Source organism: Ruania suaedae (genome assembly GCF_021049265.1).
Taxonomy (GTDB): Bacteria; Actinomycetota; Actinomycetes; order Actinomycetales; family Beutenbergiaceae; genus Ruania; species Ruania suaedae.
Genome location: NZ_CP088018.1, coordinates 701,856 through 726,473, shown reverse-complemented (window position 1 = coordinate 726,473; position 24,618 = coordinate 701,856). Strand labels below are relative to the sequence as shown.

The following is a 24,618-nucleotide window of genomic DNA, read 5'->3' as shown; positions in this document are numbered from 1 at the left end:
AAAATCCCTTTCAGGAATGGAAAACTTTCGAGAATGGGGATTCCACAGGGTTCTGACGACGACACATCCACCTTCCCGGCCGACTTCGGACTGCGGGCACGGCTGCAGGCCGCCCGACCGCGCCTGAGCCGTGGTATGGCCAGCCTCGCCACGTTGCTGCTCGAGAACCCGGAGCTGCCGATCAACCTCTCGAGCTCGGGCCTGGCGGCCCGCGCCGGCGTCTCCCCACCGACCCTGAGCCGGTTCTGCAAGGTGCTGGGCTACGGCGGGTACCTGCAGCTGCGCGTCGGTGCCGCGGCCGACGTCGGGCGATCGGTGGCTCAGGACGGCCTCGCCGGTGAGCCGGGGGCGATGGTTCATCCCGACATGGAGGACAAGGAGCTGCTGCGCACCTTCCTGTCCACCCACGTCCAGGCGCTGCAGGCCTCCGCGGACCTGATCGACCTGCGTCACGTCCGGGAGGCCGCCCGGCTGATCGCCGAGAGCTCCCGGGTGGACGTCTACGGGGTCGGCGGGTCGGGGTCGGTGGCCGGGGGCCTCGTGGAGCGCCTGTTCCAGGTCGGCATCAACGCCCGCGGCTGGTCCGACCTGCACATGGGCGTGATGAGCGCGGCCTGCCTGGACGCGTCGGCGGTGGCCGTCGGGGTCTCGAACTCGGGCGTGACCTCGCAGACCATCGAGATGCTGACCATGGCGCGCGAGGCCGGGGCGGCGACGATCGCGATCACCAGCGACCATCGCTCCCCGCTCGCCGAGCTGGCCGACCTCCTCATCCGGACCGCACCACCGGACGACTACCGCGACCTGGGCCAGCTCACCGCCTCCCACACCCAGGTCTTCGCGGCCGACCTGCTCTACCTGCTCGTCTCCTGGCACGACCCGGCGCGCTCACGCGAGCACGCGCGCCGGGCCCAGGAGGCTGTCACCCGGCTGGGTGCCAAGCCCGCGCCCGGCGGACCAGCAACGCGCCCCCGGCCATGACCATCGCGGCCAGGGCCACCAGCGCCCAGGGGCCCTGCGCGCCCGTGACGGGCAGCCCGCCGTCGGATCCCTCGCCGGCGTTGCTGCCGGGGGTCTCCTCGTCGGTCGGCGCCTCGCCCGCCGGATCGGTGGGCTCCTCGGTCGGGTCCGGAGTCGGGTCGTCCGTCGGCTCGTCCGTGGGCTCCTCGGTCGGCGGGTCGGTCGGGTCCGGGTCCACCGGGTCGATCGGGTCGTCGGTGGCGATCCGGTAGAGCACGCCCTCACCCGGCTGCAGCTCCCGCTCCAGCAGACCGGACGCACCCTCGCCGTCACCGGCGACCGAGACGATCTCACCCAGCGAGCCGTCGACGCGGCTCACCTCCTGCAGGCGGGTGGCCGGATCCTCGAAGGCGAGGGCCGCGTCCTGGCCGTCGGTGAAGCTGTTGTTGACCACGAACAGGTACTCGTCCTCGTTGGTCCGGTCGACCATGTGCGAGAGCACGAGATCGCCCTCGCTCTGTGGCTGGACGAAGAAGTCCTCCGGCACGGGCTGCTGCCCGTAGGTGGCGCCGGCGAGGTAGACCTCCTGCGCGTCCAGGCGCATCAGGGTCGGACCGAGGGCATGGATCTGCGCGTTCAGGTCCTGGACCGGCTCGTACAGGTCGGTCGGCTGACCGTCCGCCGTCATGATCGCATCGGTGAACGGCTCGCCCCGATCGGTCGGGGTCCACCAGGTGAAGTAGGACAGCTGCTTGTACCCGTACGCCATGGCGAGGTTCGCCTCGTAGGTGATCTCGGTGGGGTTGGTGCGCCGGTAGGCGCCCGGGATCCCCACGCTCTGCAGGTACATGGCCGTCTTGATGTCGTACTCCAGGCCCACCTCGCGCACGGTGTCGAGGTTGGTGAACAGGCCCTCGAAGTTCGTCCCCTCGATCAGGAAGGGATAGAGGTCGTACATCAGGTAGTCGGGCTCGTCGATCGCGTGCGGCGCGGTCGCGTCCAGCCAGGCCCGCATCGCCGCGTCGTTCTGGTCGGCGCCCCCGTAGTAGCCGTACGGGAAGAAGTTGAGGTGGGGGTAGTACTCCGGCGCCGCATCGCGGATCCCGTTGAACGCAGTGGCGTACCGCGTCGCGTCCGCCGGTTCGTCGATGAGGTAGAAGCCACCCACACCGGGCACGTTGGTGTAGGTCTGTGCCCACTCCCCCGCCTCCTGCTCCGACCAGGTGGTGAACGACCCGGTGGCGGCCTGGTCCTGGACGATGGTCTGCATCCCGCGCTCGTGCGAGAGGCGAGCCATCTCCAGGTTGACCTCCCGGGTGGCGGTCAGCTGCGAGGCCTGCACGATGTCGATCCCGGCGTCGGCCAGGTAGTCGTACTGCTCGTCGTTGACGTACTCGGGCAGCGGCGCCCAGAAGACGGTGATGGCGAAGTCGTCACCGATGCGTTCGACGTTCTCGGCCACCTCGACCGGCACGCTCAGAGTGGTCTCGCCGGTGGTCAGGGTGATGGTCGCCTCACCGGGCGCGACCGCGGTTATCGTGCCATCGGCAGCGACCGTGGCGACCTCCGGCGCCGAGGAGGAGACCTCGTACGCCGCGTCCTCGGTGGTGTCGGCGAACCAGGTGTCGTCGCTGGTTCCCGGCTCCAGCAGCAGCGCCGGCTTGACCTGGTTCACGCAGCTCCCGCCCTGACCGTAGACGGCGATCTCGGCGAGCTGGACGAGGTAGCCGTCCACGCCGGCGGGGCCGTTGCGGGTGTCCACGAACAGCCGCACGTAGCGGGCCGTGGGCTCGCCCGCCAGGTCGAAGACCTGCGGCTCGGACTCGTCCGGCGCGTTCTCCAGGCTCTCGGCCACGGTCGTCCAGGTGGAGGCGTCGTCGGAGATCTGGATGCGGTAGTCGCGGGGGAAGGACTTCTCCCGGGGGAAGACGACCACGCGGGACAGATCCGACTCGCACTGCAGCTGCAGCTGCAGGCTGGCGCTGGTGCTCGGGTCCTGGACGCGCGCGTAGGGGTCGGTGCTCCACCCGCTGGTCCGTGCGGTGTCACCGTCGATGGCGAAGCGTGCCGCCCAGGACTCCCCCGGCTGCTCATAGCTGGAGGAGGCGATCACCGAGGAGGTCACCGAGAGGTTGTCGGTGCCGACCGGCTGGTAGTCGGGCCCGTCCTGCGCGACACCGAAGGCGGCGATCTCGGAGAACTGCAGGATCCCGCCCTCCCGGGACTGCCTGGTCGTCACGTCGATACGGACTGCGACACCGGTGACCGGCTCGTCGAAGTCGACGACATCGGGCTCGGTGACGACCGCCTCCGGGCTGTCGTCGTGGACGACGCGCTCCTCGGCGACGGTCTCCCCTTCGGCGTCGAGCACGCTGACGGTGAAGTCGATCGGGTAGTAGAAGCCGTAGAACCCCGGGTCGCCCCGCGGGAAGACGACGACGCGGGAGAGCTCGGACTCGCGCGGCAGGTCGAGCTGGACCCATCCACCGGCGTCGACGCCGGTCTCGTCGGCGACCCAGACACCCAGCTCCGGGTGGCCCGAGGCGCCGTCGTTGAGGATGGCGGGCGAGGCGCCGCCCTGGGAGCTGCTCACCGTGACGAGGCCGGCCGGGGCGAGGTTCGCGGTTCCCTCGGGTGCGTAGGACTCCACCGACGTCGGGTCCGGCGCCGCGAACGCGGGGACCGCGAGAGCGGTCAGCAGAGAGCCCACGAGAGCAAGGATCACGCCGGCTGCTGCCGCTCGCCTCGAACCGGACCGCCGGGGATGATCCCGCATGACTTTCTCCTCTGTGCATGGGCTCGCGGCATCGCTGCCACCGTGTGCCCCGACGTTAGTGAGACTTCCACTGAAGTGTCAATAGCCTGAAAGCGTATTTCATGCTCGGTGGGCGAGCCGCTCCACGATCGCCCCGTAGAGACCCGGGAGGGCGGCCGCCACCGGCACGATCGCGGGCCGCGCGGGCGAGGTCGCCCAACGCACGAGGCCCCCGGTGAGCACGCGATAATCCCGGGTCGCGCGGGCCCAGGCCTGCTCGTAGGCCTGCGGGCCGGCGTCGAGGGTGTCCACCGCTACCCGCGCCTGCGCGAGCCCGACGCTGAGGCCCTCGCCCGTGAGGGCGTCCACGTAACCGGAGGCGTCCCCGACCAGGCGGACCCGGCCGGCCACCCGCCGTCGGGAGCGTTGGCGTAGCGGCCCCGCCCCCCGCACCGCGCCGAGCGGCTCGGCGGCGGACAGCCTGCCGGCGAGCTCGTCGATCTCGCCCACCCTGGCGTCGAAGTCCATGCCCCGGCCCCCGAGCAGCGCAACCCCGACGACGTCCTCGGCCACCGGCGTCACGTAGGCCTCCACGCCGGCGCCCCAGTGCACCTCGACCAGATCGCTCCACGGGCGCACGCGGAAGTGGCGGCGCAGCCCGAACCGGCGGTCTCCGGTGCCGGCGATCTCGAGCCCGCAGAGCCGGCGGGCCGTCGAGTGCAGGCCGTCGCACGCCAGCAGCCACCGGGCCGAGACACCGGCGGCGCGCACACTCTGGCTGTCCTGCTCGATGCTCTCGGCCTTCGTGGAGCGGATCTGCACGCCCAGCTCGGTGGCCCGTTCCCGCATCGCCGCGTGCAGGGTGGTGCGCCGCACCCCGCGGCCCGGTCCCGTCCGGAACCGGTGGTCGACGACCCGGCGGCCGTCGCGATAGCTGATGCCGGCCAGCACATGGCCCGCGGGGTCCACGCCCAGCCGGCGCAGGCCGGCGAGCGCGCCGGGCATCAGACCCTCCCCGCACGCCTTGTCGATGGGCCCGGTCCGCGGTTCGAGCACGATCACCTCCCACCCGGCGCGGCGGGCCTCGATCGCGGCGGCCAGGCCGACCGGCCCGCCTCCCATGATCAGGACGTCGGTGCGCTCCTGCGGCCCGGTCACGGCCGGTGACCGGCCGGGCCTGCCAGTGCCCGCTCCTCGGCGGGGATCCGGAAACCGAGCAGCAGGATCGCGTTGAGCACGGTGAAGGCGATCGCAGTGACCCAGGCGGTGTGCACGAGCGGCAGGGCGATCCCCTCGAGGACGACGGCCACGTAATTAGGGTGACTGAACCAGCGGTAGGGGCCGCGGGTGATTAGCGGCAGGTCCGGCACCACGATGATCCGGGTATTCCACCGCGGGCCCAGGCTGGTGATGCACCACCACCGCAGCGTCTGGCCGGCCACCACGGCCGCGAGCGCCGCCCAGCCGAGGGCGGGGAGGAAGGGCCGGTCGGCGATCCACACCTCCGCCACGGCGCCGATCAGCAGCGCGGTGTGCAGGGCCACCATGGCCGGGAAGTGCCCGCGCCCGGACTCCACGCCACCGCGGTCGAACGCCCATCGCGCGTTCCGGGCCGAGACGATGAGTTCGAGCACCCGCTCCAACGCAGTGGCGGCGATGACGGCGACGAAGATCGCCATCATCGGGTTCACCCTCGCTCCGGGCGTCGCAGCAGCACGAGCTCGGCGGTGACACCGGGGCCGAAAGCCATGAGCACAGCGTAGTCACCCGGCCCGGGCCGGCCGCGTTCGAGGGTGTCGGCGAGCACGTGCAGCACCGAGGAGGAGGAGAGGTTGCCCACCGCCGCCAGCGACGCCCGGCTGAGGTCGAGCTCGCCGTCGGCCAGGTCGAGGGCGTCACCGACCGCGTCGAAGATCCGCGGGCCACCGGCGTGCACCACCCAGGCTGCGACGTCGGCGCGCGTCAGCCCGTGCATGGTGAGCAGGGCGTCGACGTCACCGGCGAGGTGCTTGGCGACGGAGTCCGGCAGGCCCGGGGAGAGCAGGATGGAGAACCCGGTCTCGCTGATGCGCCAGCCGAGCTGCTCGGTGGTGCCGGGGTAGAGCGCGCTCGCGGCATCGACCACCTCGATGCTCTCCGGCGCACCGGCCATCGGGTGCTCGTCGCCCACCATCACCACGGCGGCGGCGCCATCGCCGAAGAGTCCGCTCGCGACCAGGTTCGCGGTGGAATCGTCGCCGCGCTGGATGGTCAGCGAGCACAGCTCCACCGAGACCAGCATGCCGGCGTGGCCGGGGTGGCCGAGGAGGTAGTCGCGCAGCTGCGCGAGGGAGGCGGCGCCGCCGGCGCACCCCAGCCCGAAGGAGGGCATGCGGCGCAGGTCCGATCGCAGTCCGAGGGTGGCGACGAGCCCGACGTCGATCGAGGGTACGGCGATGCCGGTCACCGAGGTGGACACGAGGACGTCGCACGCGGCGGGTTCCAGGTGCGCCGCGTCCAGCGCCGCCCGGCAGGCCTGCTCGGCCAGTGCGGTGCCCTCGCGGATGAAGGCGTCGTTGGCCTGGCCGAAGGAGGTGAGCGAGCCGTACTCCTCGAGGGGCAGCGCGAGGTGCCTGCTGCGCACCCCCGTCGCGGCGTGCAGGCGGTGCAGGGCGCGCAGGCGGACCGGATCCCCGGTCAGCATCGAGCCGATCGCGTCGGTGATCTCCTGCTGCGGATGCGGATCGCCGGGAAGAGCGCGGCCGACGGCCAGCAGGTGCACCATCGTGACATCGTGTCATCGTGGAACCGAGCACGCACTGCGATGACGCCACCCGCCGGCCTCGCTGGGCCGGGTTGCTCGCAGCCAGCCACCCCGGCCCGGTGGTGCTGGTCACCCTGCTCGCCACCGCGTTCGCCGTGGGGATCGGGGCCTCGGCGGGCGCCGTCGTGCTGGTGACGCTGGCCGTCCTGGCCGGCCAGCTCTCGGTGGGCTGGTCCAACGACTGGATCGACGCCGGCCGCGACCGGGTCACTGCGCGCCCGGACAAGCCCGTGGTCACCGGTGCGGTCTCGGTGACCGTGCTCCGGCGGTGCGCACTGGCGGCGCTGCTGGCGTGCGTGGTGCTCTCGCTGGCGACCGGGTGGGTACCGGGCGCGGTGCATCTGGCCGCGGTGGCCAGCGCCTGGAGCTACAACCTACTGCTGAAGTCGACGCCGCTGTCGTGGCTGCCGTATGCGCTCTCCTTCGGTCTGCTGCCGATGTTCGTGGTGCTCGCGTGCCTGCCTCCGGCCGGCACCGCCCCGTGGGCGATCGGGGCGACGGCGTTGCTCGGCGTGGGTGCGCACGTCGCCAACACCCTGCCCGACCTGGAGGATGATCGCCGCACGGGGGTGCGGGGCCTGCCGCACCGGATCGGGCCGGCGGCATCGCGGCTGCTGGCGCCGGTGGTGCTGGTCACTGCCACGGCGGTCGTGGTGCTCGGCCCGGACCGGCAGCCCGGAGCGCTGGTGTGGGGCGGAGCCGGTGTGGCCCTGGTGCTGGCGGTGGCCGCGGGCGTCGTGGCGCGCACGCGACCACGCAGCCGGATGCCGTTCTCGCTGAGCATGGCGGTGGCGGCGGTCTGCGTCCTGCTGCTGGTGCTGGCCGCACCCGAGGTGGCCGAGGGCGCGTGAGGGGCCGGCGGGCTAGCCTGACCGCATGAGACATCCACGGCCCGATCCGGTCGGCCCCGGGCAGGAGAGCGTCTGGGATTATCCGCGCCCGCCGCGCGTGCGAGGCGTCGACGGTCTCGTCACGATCACCCTCGGTGGCGAACTGATCGCCACCACGCAGGATGCGGTGAGCGCGCTCGAGACCAGCCATCCGCCGGTGTACTACCTGCCGATCAGCGCGTTCGGCGAAGGTGTGCTGACAGCCGGCGAGGGCTCGTCGTTCTGCGAGTTCAAGGGCGCAGCCCGCTACTTCGACGTGCACGGCGGCGGGCAGACCCGCCTCGCCGCGGCCTGGACCTATCCCCGCCCGAACCCCGGCTACGAGGCACTCGCCGACCGCGTCGCCGTCTACGCCCAGGGGATGGACGAGTGCACCGTGGCCGGGGAAGTCGTCCGACCACAGCCGGGCCAGTTCTACGGCGGCTGGGTCACGTCCTCGGTGGCGGGGCCCTTCAAGGGTGAGCCGGGATCGATGGGATGGTGACGCCCTCCCGCTGTCGCGTCGGGGCCCCATGCCGGAGCAGCCCTGGCGGTGGGAAACCACACCCTTCCTCACGGTGATCATCGGCCGGAGCGCCGATTCCGGAGGACTCGGTTAGCCTCGTCACAGGCGTCCACCCGACCCGGCGCCGGTGAGGACGGGCGTGGACCTGGACGTGGCATTCGGCTCGACGGGGAGGCCTTCGGACGAGTGGCCGCACCGGTCCTTCCGGGCCACGCCGATGACCCGGCTCGACCGCCTCTTCCCACGGTCCGCACCCGTGATCCACGGGAAGCTGGACAGCCTGCAGCTCTCGGGCAGCATCAAGGAGCGAACGGCCGTCGCCCTGCTGGCGGGCCTGGTCCGGGACGGCCACCTCTCGCCGGGCGGCACGGTCGTGGAGTCGACGTCCGGCAACCTCGGTGTCGCACTCGCCCGCTTGTGCGCGATCTCCGGATTCGTCTTCGTCGCCGTCGTGGACGAACGCGCCAATGTCGCTGCGTGCCGCGCGATGCAGGCCTACGGCGCCACGCTCGAACGCGTCCCGACCCCGCCCGACGGCAATCGGCTCGCCGCCCGGCTCCGGCGTGTCCGTGAGCTCCTCGACGCCATCCCGGGGGCGGTGACCACCGACCAGTACGGCAACGCCGACAGCCCGGCGGTCCACGCCGCCTCGACCTACCCGGAGATCGTCGCCGACCTCGGCCGGCCGCCCACCCACCTCTACGCAGCGACAAGCACCTCGGGCACGCTGCTCGGGCTCCAGCAGGCTATCGCCGCCGATGGGCACGACGTCGAGCTCGTGGCGGTGGACGCCGAGGGATCGGCCTTGTTCGGCGGTACCCCGGCGGAGCGTCAGCTCCCGGGACTTGGTGCCGGCGTCGAGACCGCGCTGTCGGGCTCGGCTCGTCCCGACGTCCTCCATCGCATCCCCGAGAGCGACATGGTGCTGGGGTGCCGGCTGCTGGCGCGCCGTGAGGGAATCCTGGCCGGCGCCTCCACCGGGGCCATCGTGGCCGCCCTCGGCCGTGATCTGGCCCGCCTGTCCGACGACGCCCGTGTCGCTGTCATCGTCCATGATTCCGGTGTCCCCTACCTCCCCACCGTCTACGACGACGAGTGGGTGGCGGACACCTTCGGCACCGGCCCGCTGGAGGCGCTGGCGGCCGGTGCACCGAATCCGTTCGGCTCCTCAGCGGCGTGAGCACGGATGCCGCCGCCGGCAACGCCGACATCCTCGCCGTCGGTGCAGGCCCGCAGATGCTGCGTGCACTCGCCGACCTCGAGATCGCGCTGGAGACGACACCGGACCGACGTCGGCATCGAGCACCCGTCCGCGTGGTCGCCGTCGACCCTGAGGACCCCGGCGCGGGCGCCGTGTGGCGCGTCGATCAGCCCCCAGCCCTGCGGATGAATGTCTCGGCCGGCATCGTGGACCTGCGGTGCCCGTCGGTGCCGTGGGACCTTCGACAATGGCACCACCACCAGCTGGGGACCGCCTGTGATCGCTACCCCTCCCGCTCCCGTGTCGGGCGCTACCTGCGGTGGGTGTGGGAGCGTCTGAGGTCGTCGCCGTGGTTCACGTTGGAGCATGCGCGCGCCACGGCCGTCGGTGTCAGCCCCGGGCCGGACGGCTGGAGCTGCCGGATCGAGGGCGAGGCGCCGGCGCAGCGGGCGACGCTCGCGGCCTCCCGGGTGCTGCTGTGCACCGGGCACCGTGAGTCGGCGCCGTTCGACTACGCCCGCCTGGTGGCGGGTGAGCCCAGCACTGCTGCGGGCCGGACGGTCCTCGTCGAAGGAGCGGCGCTGACGGCGTTCGACGCCGTCATGTGCCTCACCGCCGGCCGGGGCGGGACGTGGGACCGGCGTGCCGACCTCGCCGCCGTGCCGCGCTACCGGGCGTCGGGTCGCGAGCCCGACCGGATCGTCCTCTCCTCCCGGTCCGGCCGGATGATGCTCCCCAAACCCGTCGAGCCGTCGCGGGCGATGCTCGCCGCGGTCGCCACGCTGCGCCGGCGCTGGTCCACCGATCCTCTCGGCGAGCGATGGTGGGACACGCTCCTCGAGGCGGCACGGCGTGCCGCGGCGGCCCACGACGTCGAACTCGACGTGGCCGCGGCGAGGGCCTGGCTCGACGCCCCACCCGCACTCGCCGACTCCGCCGCCGTCGCCGGACGCTGGCGGGAGGACCTTCGCCGCGCGACCGGTGAGCCGGACGCCGATCCCGCCTGGTGGCTGGGCCGGGCGTGGGCGGCTGCGTACCCGGATCTGCTCGCCTCCCTCGAGCGCCAGGATCGGCGGGAGGAGACATGGACGACGTTCCGGCGCCGGGCCTCGACACTCGAACGATGGGCGTTCGGTCCCCCGGCCGAGCTGGTGGCGCAGCTGGTCGCACTCATCGACGTCGGTCGGCTCACCGTGACCATTGAGCGGGTGCCGCCGTCCCCGCCGGGGATCGTCGCCCACATCGCTCCGGGGGGCGTGCTGCCGCACGCTCGGCCATGGGCCGCGGGGGTGAGTGCGCCGGTCGGGTCGTGGCGACCCGGCGGTCGCTTCGTGCCCGGAGCACCGCTGTGGGCCGGTCTGCTGGCCGACGGCCATGTGACGGTCCGGCCCGGGGAGACGGGTGTGCTGACCCGTCCCGACGGCACCTGCCTGCGCGCGGACGGCACCACGAGCGCTGGGCTGAGCGCTCTGGGACGGCCCACCGAGGGACCGGTGGTCGACCACGACTCCCTGCAGCGGCATCTTCACCACGACGCCACGCGATGGGCCGCGGCGACGGCCCATGACCTGCTGACTCCACCCGCCCGGACGTCAGACCGACCGGACCGCCCATCCCAGGAGAGACCCCGATGACCTCCGACCCCCGCGCCCTCGTGCACGGTATCGCTCCGCTGACGGCACGGACCGAGCCCTGGATGGACCGGCTGCTCGCCGATCCCGAGCGCTGCGTGCAGCTGCTGGAGGAGTTCGGCTCCCCCGTGAACCTGCTCGACTTCCGACCGCTCGAGCGTCACGTGCGCCGGCTCCACGAGGTCGCGGTGGCGCAGGGCGTCGACCTGGGCGTCTTCGTCGCCCGGAAGGCGAACAAGGCGGTGGGCCTGATCGATGCGGCACGGGCGGCGGGCGCCGGGGTCGATGTCGCCTCGTGGACCGAGCTGGATCAGAGCCTGCGTGCGGGGATGCCGTGCGAGCGGATCATCGTCTCGGCGGCAGTCAAGGACCGCCGACTGCTCGCCACCGCCCTCGAGAGCGGGGCCGTCCTCAGCATCGACAACCGCGACGAACTCACCGACCTCATCGAGGAGGCCGGCCGCTCCGGTCTCACCGCACGGGTGGCGTTGCGGCTGTCGATCGTGGCACCAGGGGTGGCGGCCACGCGTTTCGGCCTCCCGGCGCAGCAGTGGATGCACGACCTGGACAGTGTCGACACCCGGCACCTGAACATCGTCGGACTGCACTTCCACCTCCATGGCTACGCCGTGGCGGACCGCGTGGCCGGGCTGCGGGAGGCGATGAAGACCGTACCGATCCTGCGCGCTCAGGGGCATCCCGTCCGGTTCGTCGACATGGGTGGCGGACTACCCGTGCGGTACCTCGCCGACGAACGGCAGTGGCGGGACTTCTGGTACCGGCTGGGCTCCGAGCCCAGCCGCCTCACCTGGCGCGGTGACACGCTGGGGATGACGGACCCGACCGCGGATCGGCCCTCGCCCGAGGTGTATCCGTTCTGGCAGCCACTCGACGCCGGAACCTGGCTGCACGAGGTGCTCACCTCACACCTGGACCAGCACCGAACCGTGGCCGAGGGCCTCGCCGAGCTCGAGCTCGCGCTGCACTGTGAACCCGGCCGCGCGATGCTCGACGGCTGCGGCCTCACCCTCGCCCGGGTGGCGTTCCGCAAGCAGACCAGCGACGGCGAACCGCTGGTCGGCCTGTTCATGAACCGTACGCAGATGCGCTCCACCTCTCGCGACGTCCTGCTCGACCCGCTCTGGATACGCCCCGACGGCGGCAGGCCCCCGAGCGAGCCCGGCGACGGCTTCCTGGTGGGGGCGTACTGCATCGAGGAGGAGCTGCTGCTGCGCCGCCGACTCCGCTTTCCCGCGGGTGTCGGCAGGGACGACATCGCCGTATTCGTCAACACCGGCGGCTACCTCATGCACATTCTCGAGAGCCCGTCCCACCAGCTGCCCCTCGCCGCCACGGTCGTGGCGGACGGCGGGTCCTGGCGCCGGGACGCCGTCGACCTCTGATCGCGACGGCACCGACTCGCGTCACTCGCGACCGGTGACGTCTCAGCCCGGGTGGGTCCGGGCGGCGATCTCGTCGGCGAAGGCGATCTCGGAGTCGTCCTGCGGTGCATAGCCGACGACCCGGCGCGCGTTCGCGATCGACCAGAACGTGCGGGCGTTACCCGAGACCCCGTAGAAGATCTGGAACGGGACGCCGTGCTCGTCGTCGACCGACTCCGCCTCGATCGACCGCACGTACAACTGCTGCAGGTCGCGCTCGGAGACCCAACCGGTGATGTCGCGCAGGTAGTCCTCGGTCGGACGATCGGCGAAGGCCTCCGCACGGATCGGACGGGGGCAGACGATCCGCACGTGAACGTTCTCCACCGCAGGTCCGGCGCCGCCGCTGGCGTAGAGAAAACCGAGCGACTCGTAGGCGGCCTTGGCCCAGCCGTAGAACGTGTCGGGCCGCGGGTAGTCGTACGGATCCACCCGATCGATCCGGCCGGCCTTCCATGGCTGCTCGTACCACTTGGAGGCCTGGTTGGTGCTGGTGACCACGACCCGCCGCACCCCGGCCTGCTGGGCAGCCTCGAAGACGCGGGCCGTCATGTCCAGGTTGCGCCGCTCGGCGGCGTAACTCGGGGCACCGTCCGGCCGGGCGTACCCGGCGTGCACGATCACATCGACGCCCTCGCACAGTCGTCGCAGCTCGGCGTCGTCCGCGGCCAGCAGATCGACCAGCTGCACTCCCTCGATCGGCCGCCCGTCCCGGTCGGTGTCGCGGACGTCGATCATCGTCAGGTCATAGCGCTCGCGCAGCGCGGGCAGCAGCTGCCCGGCGACGTAGCCGGTGGCGCCGGTCAGCAGGACACGTGTGCGGCTCATCGGCCCAGTGTGACAGCGGCGGCTACGCCGACCCAGCGACGAGGCTGGCTAGGGTGGGCGTCATGGCAGCTTTGCGGGTCCTCTTCATCGGCGGCAACGGCACGATCAGCGCGGCGTCCAGCCGCCTGGCGATCGAACGGGGTCATGACCTCACGCTGCTGAACCGGGGCGTCTCGGGGGCATCCGATGCGCCGGGCGCTCGGCCTCCGATCGAGGGCGCCCGGTCTCTGGTGGGGGACGCTGGTGATCCGGACTCGATCCGGGCCGCCGTCGCCGGTCAGGAGTGGGACGTCGTGGTGAACTTCCGCTCGTTCTCGCCCGAGCAGGCGGCGGCTGACGTCGAGATCTTCGACGGCGTCGTCGGCCAGTACGTCTACATCTCCTCGGCGTCGGCGTACGCCAAGCCGGTGGCGCATCTGCCGATCACCGAGTCGACACCGTTGAAGAACCCCTTCTGGCAGTACTCGCGCGACAAGATCGCGAGCGAGGAGGTGCTGGTGCGGGCCTGGCGCGAGCGGGACTTTCCGGCGACGATCGTGCGCCCCAGCCACACCTACGACGAGCGCAGCGTCCCGATCCCGGGAGGCTGGACCGCAATCGACCGCCTCCGTCGCGGAGCACCCGTGCCCGTGGTCGGCGACGGCACCTCGTTGTGGACGCTGACGCACACGCGCGACTTCGCCGTCGCGTTCGTCGGGCTGCTCGGCGACCACCGCGCCGTCGGGGACGCCTTCCACATCACCTCCGACGAGGTGCTCACCTGGGCCCAGATCACCCGGATCCTGGCCCGTGCGGCCGGCGCCGGCGAGCCGGACCTGGTGCCGATCCCGGGATGGGCCATCGGGGCGGAGCTGCCGGGCGAACTCGACGGGCTGGTCGGGGACAAGGTGCACTCGGTGGTCTTCGACAACAGCAAGGTCAAAGCGCTGGTGCCGGAGTACACCGCCACCACCCGCTACTGGCAGGGCGCCGCGGAGGTCCTCGACTGGTACGACGCCGACGAGCGCCGCCGCGTCGTCGACCCCGATGTCGACGCCGGGCTGGACCGACTCATCGCCCGCTTCAGGTCATAGCTACCGGGGGCGACGTCGCGAGGTCACTGGCCGGCCGCCCCCACAACGAACTAGCCCGAACCCACCATCCGTGGGTTCGGGCTACTGGCGATGTCCTGCGACATCAAAACGCGGAGACGGTGGTGTGCTGGTGCAGGACATCGGAATAGGGTGTCGCGGGTCATGGGAATAGGGGTGTCGCACGAGATCGGTATAGCCGCTGTGGCCAGGCTCGTGGTCTATGGACAACAAGCGACGCCTGGTGGTGACCGCGGTGAACTCGGGCCAGTCTCAGTCCGCCATCGCTCGCCGCTACGGCGTATCCCAGAGTTGGATCTCCAAGTTGATGGCCCGCTATCGGCTCGAGGGCGAGGCCGCATTCGTCCCACGCTCGCGGCGCCCCCACACCACGCCGAGGGCCACCGATGCCGAGGTCGTGGAGCTGATCGTGGCCATCCGCGCCCGCCTGTCGCGTGCTGGCCTGGACTGCGGCGCCGAAACGATCGCCTGGCACCTGGGCCACACCCACCACATCGAGGTCCACCGGGCCACGATCCACCGGATCCTGACCCGCGCCGGGCTCATCACCGCCGAGCCGAAGAAGCGACCGAAGTCCTCCTACGTGCGTTTCGAAGCCGCGCAGCCGAACGAGTGCTGGCAATCGGACTTCACCCACTACCGCCTCACCCGCCCCAGCGGACGCGCCGGCGCCGACACCGAGATCATCACCTGGCTCGATGACCACTCCCGCGCCGTGCTGCACCTGAGCGCCCACAAAGCGATCACCTCCACCATCGTGGCCGCCACCTTCGCCCAGACCGCCCGCGAACACGGCTACCCCGCCTCCACCCTGACCGACAACGGCCTGGTCTACACCGTGCGCCTGGCCAGCAAGAAGCGCCGCGGTGGACGCACCGCACTGGAGACCGAACTGCACCGCCGCGGCATCATCCAGAAGAACGGCAAGCCTGGCCACCCCACCACCCAGGGCAAAGTCGAGCGCTTCCAGCAGACCCTCAAGAAGTGGCTACGCGCCCGCCCCGACCAGCCCACCACCATCACCGCCCTGCAAGCGCTGCTCGATGAGTTCACCACCGAGTACAACCACCGACGCCCCCACCGGTCTCTACCCCACCGGGCAACCCCGGCCACCGCCTACACACCCCGCCCCAAGGCCACCCCCGCCACCACACCCGGCGAACCTCACCACCGCGTGCGCCACGACCGCGTCGATACCGCCGGCAAAGTCACCCTCCGCCACGGCGGCACCCTCCACCACATCGGCATCGGACGAACCCACGCCCGAACCCCCGTGATCCTCCTCATCGCCGACCTCGACATCACCATCATCAATGCCGCCACCGGCGAGATCCTGCGCGAGCTCACCCTCGACCCCACCAAGCGCTACCAACCCACCGGACGCCCCCCAGGACCAGCCCCCACAAAGAACTAGCCCGAACCCACAATCCGTGGGTTCGGGCTATTCCGATGTCCTGCGACATCACAGGGTGGAGCTAGGGGGATTCGAACCCCCGACCTTCTCATTGCGAACGAGACGCGCTACCAACTGCGCCATAGCCCCAGGGCGGGATCCAGGATAACACCTGTGAACGGCTGGGCGAACTCCGCGCCGGTGCCGAGCCGGTAGGTCCTCGACCCCTACTGGCCGACGGCCCGGCGCCGCTCCAGCACCGCCTGCAGGTCCACCGACGGCGCCGCCACCGCGCGTCCCGCCCCGCTGGGGCGAGCCTCGCCGAGGACCGGCTCCTGAATCGAACCCATCGGGGCCGCCGGGGCGTGCTGCACCTGGCCGGCGGACTGTTCCTCGACGGTCTCGGCGGCCGCCGGCTGCTCCCGCCGCCGCGCGACGGGCTTCATGGTGTACATCGGCGCCGGCACGGGGACCGGCGTCCAGCCCTCACTCGCGGGGATCTGTACCCGGCGCTCCTCGACCTCGGGGGCGTGCTCGGCCATCATCGTGCCTGGATCGAGCTCGATGCGCAGGCTGGCGGGCGTGGCCGCGGGCTGCTTCGGGCGGCGCGCGGCGCGCGCCTCCTCGGCCTTCCTCGCGCGCTCGATCTCCGCTGCCCAGCGCTCGTCGGCGATCCTGGCCTGCGTGGCGGCACGTCGGCCGAGTACGAGCACGCCGGCGAACGCCACGCTCGGCACGATGCCGGCGGCGACGCCGAGGGTCGTCATTCCGACCACGGCCCAGCCGGCGATGGTCAGCCCGAGCAGGGCCAGGGTGAGCACGAGCCGGCGCCTCGCCGCGGCAGCGCGTCGGCTGGCGGCAGCGGCGCGCGCGGCGCGGGCTGCAGCCGCACGGCGCACATCCGCGGCAGCGGGCCGCGCAGCGACGGGCGAGTGCATCGGTCTGTCCTCCTCGGCCACGGCGGGGTGCAGGTATCCGCGGCTGGTGCTCGTAGGGGTGGTGGTGGTGCGGGGAGCGTCACCGGTGCGGGCCAGGACTCGCAGTCCCCCGGAGAACCTGTCGGCCACCCGGGAGTCCATGACGACCTGCCTGGAACGGATCGCGGTCGGAAGCAGGTATCCGAAGATCATCACCGCGATCGCCACGACGACCCATCCGGCGAACTCCACGCTCTGAACGGTATGACCACGCAGCCCCGCAGGCGCTCATCACCGGCGGCGTGTCGGCCCGCGTTCGCAGAAGTCGGCATTGCGCGCGGTCGGGCAGGGCGTCAGCGCCGCTGCCACCGGGCCAGGAGCCCCTCCCCGACCTCCTCGCGGTTCAGCGCGAAGCTCAGGTGGTCGGCCCAGCGGCCCTGGATGTGCAGATAGCCGGGCCTCATCCCCTCGGGCCGGAAGCCGAGCTTCTCCACCACGCGCAGGCTGGCGGCGTTCTCGGGGCGGATGTTGACCTCGACGCGGTGCAGCCCGAGACGGAACCAGCAGAAGTCGGCGGCCATCGCCACCGCCAGCGGCGTGAGGCCGCGGCCGGCGACGTGTTCGGAGATCCAGTAGCCGATCGTGGCCGCCTGCAGCGACCCGCGGGCGACGCCGGCGATGGTCACCTGCCCGACGATCTGACCCTCGTGCTCCATCACGAACGCATAGCCGGTCCCCTCCCGGGCGGCCCGGGCCTGATCGCGGATGTAGCGCCAGAACGTCGGCCGGTACACCCCCGCCTCGGGTGAGGTCGCCTCCCAGGGCGCCAGCCAGGCCGCGTTGCTGCGGCGCAGCGCCTCCCATGCGTTCCGGTCCCGGCGTCGCAGCGGCCGCAGTCGCAGCTCCGGGGCCACGAGCTCGAGGTCCACCTCAGCTCTCCAGCACCAGACAGTGCAGCCGGCTGCCGGACTCGACGGTCGTGACGGCCTCGGGCACCACGGCCAGCCCGTTCGCACGCGACATCGCACTCACCGACAGCCGGTCCGGGGCACCTGCCGGCGTAGCCCGGTAGCCCTCCTGCGGACTACCGAGCACGGTGACCGGGACGAATTGACGGCGACCGTCCGGGGAGCGCCACGCCTGGGTGACCGCCGCGCTCACCGTCGGCCGGTAGCGCTCGCTATGCCCGGCCATCGCCAGCAGCGCCGGCCGGACGAAGACCTCGTAGCCCACCTGAGCGGCGACCGGGTCGCCGGGCAGGCATACGATCGGGGTCTCCCGGCCGGCCTCTCCCCCGATCCACCCGACGCCGAACTGCCGCCCTGGCCAGATCGCCACGTTGTCGAACCGCACCTGCCCGAGCTGCCCGACGACCTCCTTGACGGTGTCGTTGCCGCCGTAGCTCAAACCCCCGGTGGTGATGACGAGATCAGCGCGGACGAGCTGGTCCTCCAGGGTCTCGGCCAGCCGGGTGCGCTCGTCCGCGACGGCGGCGACGCGGAAGGTCGACCCGCCCGCATCCTGCACCGCGGTGGACAGGGCGTGGCCGTTGGCGTCGAAGATCTCGCCGGCGCTGGCCCGGCGGCCCGGCTCGGCCAGCTCGTCACCGATGGAGACCAGGACCACCCGTGGCCGCGGGTGCACACGCACCCGGCCGCGCCCGAGGGCGGCGAGCAACGCGATCTGCCGGGCCCCGATGCGCTCGCCGGCGGCGAGCGCGATCTCACCGGCGCGCAGGTCCTCCCCCTGCCGCCGCACGTACGCGCCCGGCGCCGCACCGGCGCTGACCTGCACGGCCGCGCGGCCGCCGTCGGTGCTCTCCAGGGGGACCACGGCATCGGCCCCCGCGGGCAGTGGCGCCCCCGACGCCACCCGCAGCGCCGAACCGGTCACCGCGCGCTGGGCCTCCACCGCCCCGGCGAGCAGGTCGTCGAGCACCCGGAGCGTGACCTGGCCCTGTGGCGAGGCGCCGTCGACGTCCCTGCTCAGGACGGCGTAACCGTCGATCCCGGCGAGATCACGCTCAGGCAGGTCCTGGTCGGCGGTAACGTCCTCGGCGAGCACGCAGCGCACGGCATCACGCAGCACGACCTCCAGCGCGGGCAACGGCTGCAGCAGGTCCAGCACCGCGGCGAGGTGCTCGGAGACGGACTTCATCGCCGGGCCACGTACCCGCGCAACCAGGTCAGGAAGTCCTCGCCCAGGTCCTCGTGGTCGGCGCCGAGCTGGACCACGGCCTTGAGATAGTCGAGACGGTCACCGGTGTCGTAGCGCCGTCCGCGGAAGACCACGCCGTGCACCCCGCCGCCCGGGCCGGGGCGGTCGGCCAGCTCGGCGAGGGCGTCGGTGAGCTGGATCTCCCCGCCCCGGCCGGGCTCGGTGGTGCGCAGCACGTCGAAGACGTCCGGGTGGAGCACGTAGCGTCCGATCATCGCCAGGTTGGAGGGCGCATCGGCGGCATCGGGCTTCTCGACCATGTGCCGCACCCGCACGATGTCCTCGCTCCGGTCCGCCAGCTCTCCCGACAGCGCGGAGGCGTCCACCGGCTCCACGGCTGCGCACCCGTACAGGTGGATCTGGCTGGGCTCGACCTCCATCAGCGCGATCACCGAGCCACCCAGGGCCTCCTGGGCGGCGATCATCGTCGGCAGGATCGGGTCGCGCGCGTCGATCAGGTCGTCGCCGAGCTGGACGGCGAAGGGCTCCTCGCCCACGTGCGCGGCCGCCGTGAGCACCGCGTGGCCGAGCCCGAGCGGGGCACCCTGGCGCACGAGGTGCACCTGGGCCAGCTCGGAGGAGGCTCGGACGGCGTCCAGTCGCTTCTGATCGCCCTTCTCCTCCAGCACGCGCTCGAGCTCGGGGTTGGAGTCGAAGTGGTCGGCCACCGAGGCCTGACCACGCCCGGTCACGAGCACCACGTCGGTGAGCCCGGCGGCGGCGGCTTCCTCGACCACGTACTGGATCGAGGGGGTGTCCACCACCGGCAGCATCACCTTCGGGATCGCCTTCGTCGCCGGCGCGAACCGGGTGCCGAGACCTGCCACGGGAACCACTGCCTTCGTCACTGCGCTCATGGGATGAGGCTATCGGTCCACCTGCCGAGATGCGCTGTGGCCGTGCGACCTGGCTGTGGCGTGGACGCACCCGGGGTGGGAAGGTAGGGGCATGTGGACCCTCTCACCCAGTTCCCCCGGCGCATCCGGGCTGGAGCTCGAGGACGCCAAGCACCTCGTGCGGGAAGAGGTCCGGCGCCATCGTCGCGACCGCCCCGAGCGTGAGCGCCGGGAGGCCGCAGACGCGATCGCCGTCCACGCCCGTGCCCTGCTCGACGGCGTCACGACCGTGGCCGCCTACGCCGCCCGGCCCTCCGAGCCGAACACCGGCCCGTTGCTGGAGGTGCTCGACGAGGCGGGCGTGAGGATCCTGCTGCCGGTGCTGGGGCCGGGTCTGACACGCGACTGGGCGGCCTACCGGGTGGGCGACCCGCTCGCCGAGCACGCCCCGGGCCGCCCCCCGGAGCCGGAGGGGCCGGGCCTGGGCGAGTCCGCGATCGCCTCTGCCGACCTCATCTTCGCGCCGGCGCTGGCCGTCGACACGCGCGGTGTGCGTCTGGGACAGGGCGGCGGCTGGTACGACCGGGTGCTCGCCCACGCCCAGGACCAGACGCCGGTGATCGCGATCGTCTTCGAGGACGAGCGGTGCAGCGATCCGCTGCCCTCCGCTGCGCACGACCGGCCCGTCGACGGCGTGCTGACCCCCTCGGGCCTGCACTGGCTGCGCTCCTGACCTCACCCGGGCACCGGCCTTCCGGGCCGGCCGGTTCCTAGGGGACCAGGGTCTGACGCTGCTCCGCTGCCGCGTCGACGGCACTGCGGCTGAACGGCCAGGCGAACGTCTCCCCGGACGCCCAGGCCTCGTACTGGTCCCCGTAGTGCTCGGACGCCGGATGCCCGGAGCTGCCGGTGAGGTTGACCCAGGTGGAGGCGTCCAGGTCTGCCAGGTCGACCACCATCCGCATGGAGGGAACAGCGCTGACGCTGAAGTCGGGGTACCCATCCTCCGACCAGGCGGCCGCGCTCCACCCGGTGGCGTTGACGATCGAGGAGCCGCCACCGAGGCCGATCGTGTCGAGGTTGACGTAGTCGGAGACCAGCGCGGGTATCCCGCCGCCGGGCGTGCCGAGGATCGGGTGGGCCGGGGTGAGCAGGTGCAGCTGGTCCCAGCGCCAGTCCTGCGGGTTCTTCCCGAGGGAGACCGTCAGCTGGGTGCGGGCCTCGGCCAGCGCCATCCGGAGGATCCGGTCGCGCTGCTCGACCTGGTTCAACGTGGCGCGGTCATCCCACCACGGGTTGTCCTCCTCCGCCAGCAGCCCGCGCACGACCTCGATCCAGCGACTTCCCCCGCTCGGGCGCTGCGACTCGGGCATCTGGTCCCAGAAGGTGAGCCGGAGCAGATTCGTCCAGACGGCGGCGAAATAGGCCGCCGCCGGTGAGTCGGCATCGTTGACGCGGTCCCAGTCCTCGAACAGCTCCACGGCCTCCGCCACGAACTCCGGGTCGACACCGTCGACCTCGTCGTCGGTGAGGTCCAGCTCGAGCAGCGTGGGCACGAGCATCTCGGCGGCCGGATCGGTCTCGTCCGCCTGGATCCGTGACATGTCGGCACCGTCCACGGGCCCGGCCGCGACCATCTCGCTCAGCTGGTCGCGGATCTGCTGGGCACGGAAGCCGTACGCGAAGTCGCCGCCCAGCTCGGCGTACCGGTCAGGGGTGAGCACGGGCTGGTTCGCCGCCACGATGTAGCCGGACTCCGGATTGAGCGCGGCGGGCAGATCTGCCGGATCGAGGTAACCCTGCCAGTCGTAGCGCGGATCCCACCCGGGCCTGGGCCAGGAGCCGTCGGCGGGGACGACGCCGTCGGGGACGGCTGCTCTGACGGGAATCCTCCCGGGAGCCTGGTACCCGATGTCGCCCTCGGTGGTCGCGAACACGATGTTCTGGGTCGGTACCTCGAACAGCGCCGCCGCAGCGGCGATGTCGGAGGCGTCGCTGGCGGTATTGATCGCGAACACCGCATCCATCGTGCGGCCCGGCTCCAGCGCCGTCCAGGAGAGGGCGACGGCGAACCCGCTGGTGCCCGAGGGCGGCGACTGCTCGGGCAGGGGAAGGTCGGCGGCCGCACGCGTCGGGGCGATGACGTCGGAGACGATCGGCCCGTGCTCGGTGGACCGGACGGTCAGCTCGATCGGGTCACCACCGTTGACCTCGATCGTCTCGATCCGCTCGGTGATCCGCCGCCGGGCGCCGTCATAGAGGTAGGTACCGTCGGGGTAGGTCCGCTCAAGGAAGAAGTCGCTGCTGTCGGCGGTGAGGTTCGTCAGGCCCCACGAGAGCTCGGCGTTGTGGCCGATCACCACCCCGGGCATGCCCGCGAAGGTGAACCCGCTGACCTCGAACGGGCACTCCGGACCGACGGTGCGGCAGTGCAGACCGGCCTGATACCAGATGCCCGGGACGGAGGGCCCCAGATGTGGATCGTTGGCGAGCAGCGGCAGCCCGGAGGAGGTGTGCTCGCCTGAGACCACCCAGGAGTTGGACCCGATACCGTCGCCGCTGCCCAGCGCGTGCGGAACGGCTCCCAGCACGGCACGGGTGGACTCCAGCGCCTGCGCGGCGGCGGTCGTAAGCTCGGCATCCGGGCCGGACGCCTCGGCGTCGCCTCCCGTCCCGCCGCCGGCCTCGGTGTCTGTCCCGGTGTCGTTCTCGGCGGCCAGCTCTGCGTGGGTCTCGATCTCGCGCTCGGTCGGCAGGATCGGCAGGTTCCGGTCGGCCGGGTACTCCGGGAACAGCTGGGCGACCATGTCCAGGTCACCGGTCTGCCCGTAGGCGGCGGCACGCTCGAGCTCGTCGGCGTAGTTGCCGACCAGATCCCACGCCATCGCCTTCAGCCAGGCGAGGGAGTCGATCGGGTGCCAGGGCTCGATGTCGGTCACCTCGACCCCGATCCCGAGCACGGTGTACTCGAGGGCGATGCCGCTCGGGGAGCGTTCGTTCAGGTAGGCATTGACGCCGTCGGCGTAGGCACTGAGGTAGGTGCGCGTCTGCGGCTCCAGCAACTCCCATTCCGCCTCGGCCACCCGGCGCCACCCCATGGTGCGGATGGCCTGGTCGGCCTCGAGCGCCGTCTCGACGGGGCCGACGAGCTCGGCCAGCCGGCCCGCCGTCAGGTGGCGCCGGTAGTCCATCTCGAAGAACCGGTCCTGGGCGTGGACGTACCCCTGCGCCATGAACAGGTCGGTGGCCGTATCGGCGTAGACGTGCGGGATCCCGCGCTCGTCGCGCACCACCTCGACCTCGGCGCCGAGGCCGGGGACCTGGGGGGCGCCGTCGTGATCGGGGAGAGGACGGCGGACGAAGGTGAACGTCGCCACGGTCGCGACCACCAGCGCGACCACGAGCACGGCGGCGAGGCCGAGGCCCGCCCGGCGGAGCACTGTTGTCCCAGACACCCTCCCGAGGGTAGCCGCCGGGAGTGCGATCCGCGGCGAGGCGCCGCCTACCGCCCGGCGCGTACGGCGAGGGGGCGGATCAGCGTACACTGGGACGTCGGCCATCTCGGCCGAACCCGCTCGAGTCCCGGAGGACCAGGTGCCCACCTACGCCTACGCGTGCTCGTCCTGCTCGCACGCATTCGACATCTACCAGTCGTTCAGCGAGGACTCCCTGACGGTGTGCCCCGCGTGCGACCAGCCGACGCTGCGCAAGCAGTTCTCGGCCGTCGGCGTGGTCTTCAAGGGGTCGGGCTTCTATCGCAACGACTCCCGCGCCGGGTCCGATAAGTCCCGGAGCGGCAAGTCCGCGGGCTCCGGCTCGTCCGAGAAGTCCGGCTCGTCCGAGAAGTCGAGCTCCTCCTCGGAGAAGTCGAGCTCGGCGTCTTCCGAGAAGTCGTCGAACTCCTCGAACTCCTCGGCGTCCTCCGCGCCGGCGAAGGCCGCCTCGTCCTCCTGACCGGGTGAGCGGCGGCCCGGCCACCGTCCCGCTGCAGCACTGTCCACAGCCCCGCGCGGAGTGCACGTGCCCGGTGACCGGCCGCGCCTAGCGTCGCCCCATGACGACGCGACCACGGCTCCTCGGCACCCTCTGGCGGTTCAGGTTCGTGCTGGCCGCGGTCTGCCTGACCAGTGCCGGCCTGCTGATCCTGTCCGACCTGGCCCCACCGCAACCGACCGGCACCCTGACGGTCGCCGCCCGTGACCTCCCGGCCGGGACCGAGGTGACCTCAGGTGATCTGCGGGAACGCCCGGCTCTGAACCCACCGGCCGCCGCCCTCACTGCCGAGGAACTCATCGGCCAGACACTCGCCGCCGGCGTACCCGAGGATCTGCCGGTGGCCGCCACGATGGTGGTCTCCTCCGGGCTGGTGGACGCGGCACCTCCTGGAACTGTCGTGGTCCCGGTCCAGCTGGCCGACCCGCAGCTGATGACGCTGGTCCGCGTGGGTGACCGGCTCCGCCTCTACCAGCCGCCCTCGTGGGAGTCCGCCGAGCTCGATCCGGGTGGGTCCGGCGCCGAGCTGGTCGCCGACGACGCGCTGGTGCTGGCCCGGCTGGACGCGGGTGAGGACGCGTCCGGACTGCTCGACGTGGGCGGGGCTCAGGCCTCCGGCGCCGTCGTCGTGGCGATCTCCCCCGATGCGGCTACTGTGCTGTCCGGTGCCGGTGCGCTGACGCCAGTGCGGGCGGTGCTGATCCCCGGGGATCAACCGTAGACAGCGACAGTTGGGAAGTGACCATGCTGCAGGGTTTCAAGGAGTTCATCGCACGCGGGAACGTGATCGACCTGGCCGTGGGCGTGGTCATCGGTGCCGCGTTCGGCACCGTCGTGACGGCGCTGGTCGACAACGTCCTCAACCCTCTGATCGGCGGGATCTTCGGGCAGCCGAACCTCGATCGGATCTGGGTGATCACGATGCGTACCGCCGAGCAGACCGGCGGCGAACCCACCGAGGTGCTCCTTGGTGCCGTCCTCACGGCGCTGATCAACTTCCTGCTGGTCGCCGCTGCGATCTACTTCGCGGTGGTGATGCCGATGAACAAGCTCGCCGAGCGCCGCGCTCGCGGCGTGGAGCCGGCGCCCGCGGCACCCGCGGAGGACATCCTGCTGCTGACCGAGATCCGGGACCTGCTCGCCACGAAGAACTGAG

General features: G+C 71.9%; 22 protein-coding genes and 1 tRNA gene. 12 read left to right on the top strand and 11 right to left on the bottom strand.

The genetic code is table 11. From position 1 onward, the window contains the following. The first annotated feature begins 33 nt into the window (after window positions 1–33). Window positions 34–981, top strand: coding sequence for a MurR/RpiR family transcriptional regulator (locus LQF12_RS03315; RefSeq protein WP_290370726.1), 948 nt, complete (start codon window positions 34–36; stop codon window positions 979–981). Here LQF12_RS03315 and LQF12_RS03310 read toward each other — a convergent pair. The 4 genes from LQF12_RS03310 to LQF12_RS03295 all read right to left on the bottom strand — a co-directional run bounded on the left by LQF12_RS03310 (window position 923) and on the right by LQF12_RS03295 (window position 6,479). Beyond that, window positions 923–3,736, bottom strand: a complete 2,814-nt coding sequence (locus LQF12_RS03310) for a discoidin domain-containing protein (RefSeq protein ID WP_231054579.1) — start codon at window positions 3,734–3,736, stop codon at window positions 923–925. The two genes, LQF12_RS03315 and LQF12_RS03310, sit on opposite strands and share 59 nt — an antisense overlap. Before the next feature lie 99 nt (window positions 3,737–3,835). Beyond that, on the bottom strand, window positions 3,836–4,873 hold the full coding sequence (locus LQF12_RS03305; RefSeq protein ID WP_290370725.1) for an NAD(P)/FAD-dependent oxidoreductase: 1,038 nt from the start codon (window positions 4,871–4,873) through the stop codon (window positions 3,836–3,838). After that, the gene (locus LQF12_RS03300) at window positions 4,870–5,397 is read right to left on the bottom strand and encodes an isoprenylcysteine carboxyl methyltransferase family protein (RefSeq protein WP_231054578.1); all 528 of its coding nucleotides are present in this window, start codon (window positions 5,395–5,397) and stop codon (window positions 4,870–4,872) included. Before LQF12_RS03300 ends, LQF12_RS03305 begins: the two co-directional genes overlap by 4 nt. 5 nt (window positions 5,398–5,402) lie before the next feature. Continuing rightward, the gene (locus tag LQF12_RS03295; RefSeq protein ID WP_231054577.1) at window positions 5,403–6,479 is read right to left on the bottom strand and encodes a type III polyketide synthase; all 1,077 of its coding nucleotides are present in this window, start codon (window positions 6,477–6,479) and stop codon (window positions 5,403–5,405) included. Between the two features lie 17 nt (window positions 6,480–6,496). Between LQF12_RS03295 and LQF12_RS03290 the strand changes: the two genes are divergently transcribed. The 5 genes from LQF12_RS03290 to LQF12_RS03270 all read left to right on the top strand — a co-directional run bounded on the left by LQF12_RS03290 (window position 6,497) and on the right by LQF12_RS03270 (window position 12,148). Further along, a complete protein-coding gene (locus tag LQF12_RS03290) occupies window positions 6,497–7,369 on the top strand; it encodes a UbiA family prenyltransferase (RefSeq protein ID WP_231054576.1) in 873 nt (290 codons plus the stop codon). A 25-nt stretch (window positions 7,370–7,394) separates the two neighbouring features. Next, the gene (locus LQF12_RS03285; protein WP_231054575.1) at window positions 7,395–7,892 is read left to right on the top strand and encodes a DUF427 domain-containing protein; all 498 of its coding nucleotides are present in this window, start codon (window positions 7,395–7,397) and stop codon (window positions 7,890–7,892) included. A 238-nt stretch (window positions 7,893–8,130) separates the two neighbouring features. After that, a complete protein-coding gene (locus LQF12_RS03280) occupies window positions 8,131–9,093 on the top strand; it encodes a pyridoxal-phosphate dependent enzyme (protein WP_290370724.1) in 963 nt (320 codons plus the stop codon). Beyond that, entirely contained in the window at window positions 9,090–10,748 is a 1,659-nt protein-coding gene (locus LQF12_RS03275) for an FAD/NAD(P)-binding protein (protein WP_231054573.1), read from the top strand. The genes LQF12_RS03280 and LQF12_RS03275 overlap by 4 nt, the downstream gene beginning before the upstream one ends. Then, entirely contained in the window at window positions 10,745–12,148 is a 1,404-nt protein-coding gene (locus LQF12_RS03270) for an alanine racemase (protein ID WP_231054572.1), read from the top strand. The genes LQF12_RS03275 and LQF12_RS03270 overlap by 4 nt, the downstream gene beginning before the upstream one ends. A gap of 42 nt (window positions 12,149–12,190) precedes the next feature. Here LQF12_RS03270 and LQF12_RS03265 read toward each other — a convergent pair whose 3' ends face one another. Then, on the bottom strand, window positions 12,191–13,015 hold the full coding sequence (locus tag LQF12_RS03265; protein WP_231054571.1) for an NAD-dependent epimerase/dehydratase family protein: 825 nt from the start codon (window positions 13,013–13,015) through the stop codon (window positions 12,191–12,193). Window positions 13,016–13,077: 62 nt separating this feature from the next. Here LQF12_RS03265 and LQF12_RS03260 point away from each other — a divergent pair, with 62 nt between their 5' ends. Further along, a complete protein-coding gene (locus LQF12_RS03260; RefSeq protein WP_231054570.1) occupies window positions 13,078–14,088 on the top strand; it encodes an NAD-dependent epimerase/dehydratase family protein in 1,011 nt (336 codons plus the stop codon). Window positions 14,089–14,308: 220 nt separating this feature from the next. Continuing rightward, on the top strand, window positions 14,309–15,520 hold the full coding sequence (locus LQF12_RS03255; protein WP_231054569.1) for an IS481 family transposase: 1,212 nt from the start codon (window positions 14,309–14,311) through the stop codon (window positions 15,518–15,520). Window positions 15,521–15,576: 56 nt separating this feature from the next. Here LQF12_RS03255 and LQF12_RS03250 read toward each other — a convergent pair. The 5 genes from LQF12_RS03250 to LQF12_RS03230 form a co-directional block, all read right to left on the bottom strand. After that, window positions 15,577–15,649: transfer RNA gene (locus tag LQF12_RS03250), tRNA-Ala, on the bottom strand. Window positions 15,650–15,726: 77 nt separating this feature from the next. Next, the gene (locus LQF12_RS03245) at window positions 15,727–16,668 is read right to left on the bottom strand and encodes a hypothetical protein (RefSeq protein ID WP_231054568.1); all 942 of its coding nucleotides are present in this window, start codon (window positions 16,666–16,668) and stop codon (window positions 15,727–15,729) included. Between the two features lie 101 nt (window positions 16,669–16,769). Then, entirely contained in the window at window positions 16,770–17,345 is a 576-nt protein-coding gene (locus LQF12_RS03240) for a GNAT family N-acetyltransferase (protein WP_231054567.1), read from the bottom strand. Window position 17,346: 1 nt separating this feature from the next. Next, window positions 17,347–18,573 (bottom strand): molybdopterin molybdotransferase MoeA, encoded by a 1,227-nt coding sequence (locus LQF12_RS03235; protein ID WP_231054566.1) that lies wholly within the window; start codon window positions 18,571–18,573, stop codon window positions 17,347–17,349. After that, window positions 18,570–19,490, bottom strand: a complete 921-nt coding sequence (locus tag LQF12_RS03230; RefSeq protein WP_231054565.1) for a UTP--glucose-1-phosphate uridylyltransferase — start codon at window positions 19,488–19,490, stop codon at window positions 18,570–18,572. The genes LQF12_RS03235 and LQF12_RS03230 overlap by 4 nt, the downstream gene beginning before the upstream one ends. A 91-nt stretch (window positions 19,491–19,581) precedes the next feature. Here LQF12_RS03230 and LQF12_RS03225 point away from each other — a divergent pair, with 91 nt between their 5' ends. After that, window positions 19,582–20,202, top strand: a complete 621-nt coding sequence (locus tag LQF12_RS03225; RefSeq protein WP_231054564.1) for a 5-formyltetrahydrofolate cyclo-ligase — start codon at window positions 19,582–19,584, stop codon at window positions 20,200–20,202. 37 nt (window positions 20,203–20,239) lie between these two features. Here the strand turns inward: LQF12_RS03225 and LQF12_RS03220 are convergent, their stop codons facing one another. Beyond that, window positions 20,240–22,924 carry a penicillin acylase family protein gene (locus LQF12_RS03220; protein ID WP_231054563.1) on the bottom strand — a complete coding sequence of 895 codons (2,685 nt, stop codon included), beginning with the start codon at window positions 22,922–22,924 and terminating at the stop codon, window positions 20,240–20,242. 139 nt (window positions 22,925–23,063) lie between these two features. Between LQF12_RS03220 and LQF12_RS03215 the strand changes: the two genes are divergently transcribed. The 3 genes from LQF12_RS03215 (at window position 23,064) to mscL (ending at window position 24,617) form a co-directional block, all read left to right on the top strand. Beyond that, entirely contained in the window at window positions 23,064–23,423 is a 360-nt protein-coding gene (locus LQF12_RS03215; RefSeq protein WP_231054562.1) for an FmdB family zinc ribbon protein, read from the top strand. Window positions 23,424–23,523: 100 nt separating this feature from the next. After that, a complete protein-coding gene (locus LQF12_RS03210) occupies window positions 23,524–24,183 on the top strand; it encodes an SAF domain-containing protein (protein ID WP_231054561.1) in 660 nt (219 codons plus the stop codon). 23 nt (window positions 24,184–24,206) lie between these two features. Next, window positions 24,207–24,617: a large conductance mechanosensitive channel protein MscL gene (gene mscL / locus LQF12_RS03205; protein WP_231055495.1), complete on the top strand. Its 411-nt coding sequence runs from the start codon at window positions 24,207–24,209 to the stop codon at window positions 24,615–24,617. Window position 24,618: the final 1 nt, after the last annotated feature.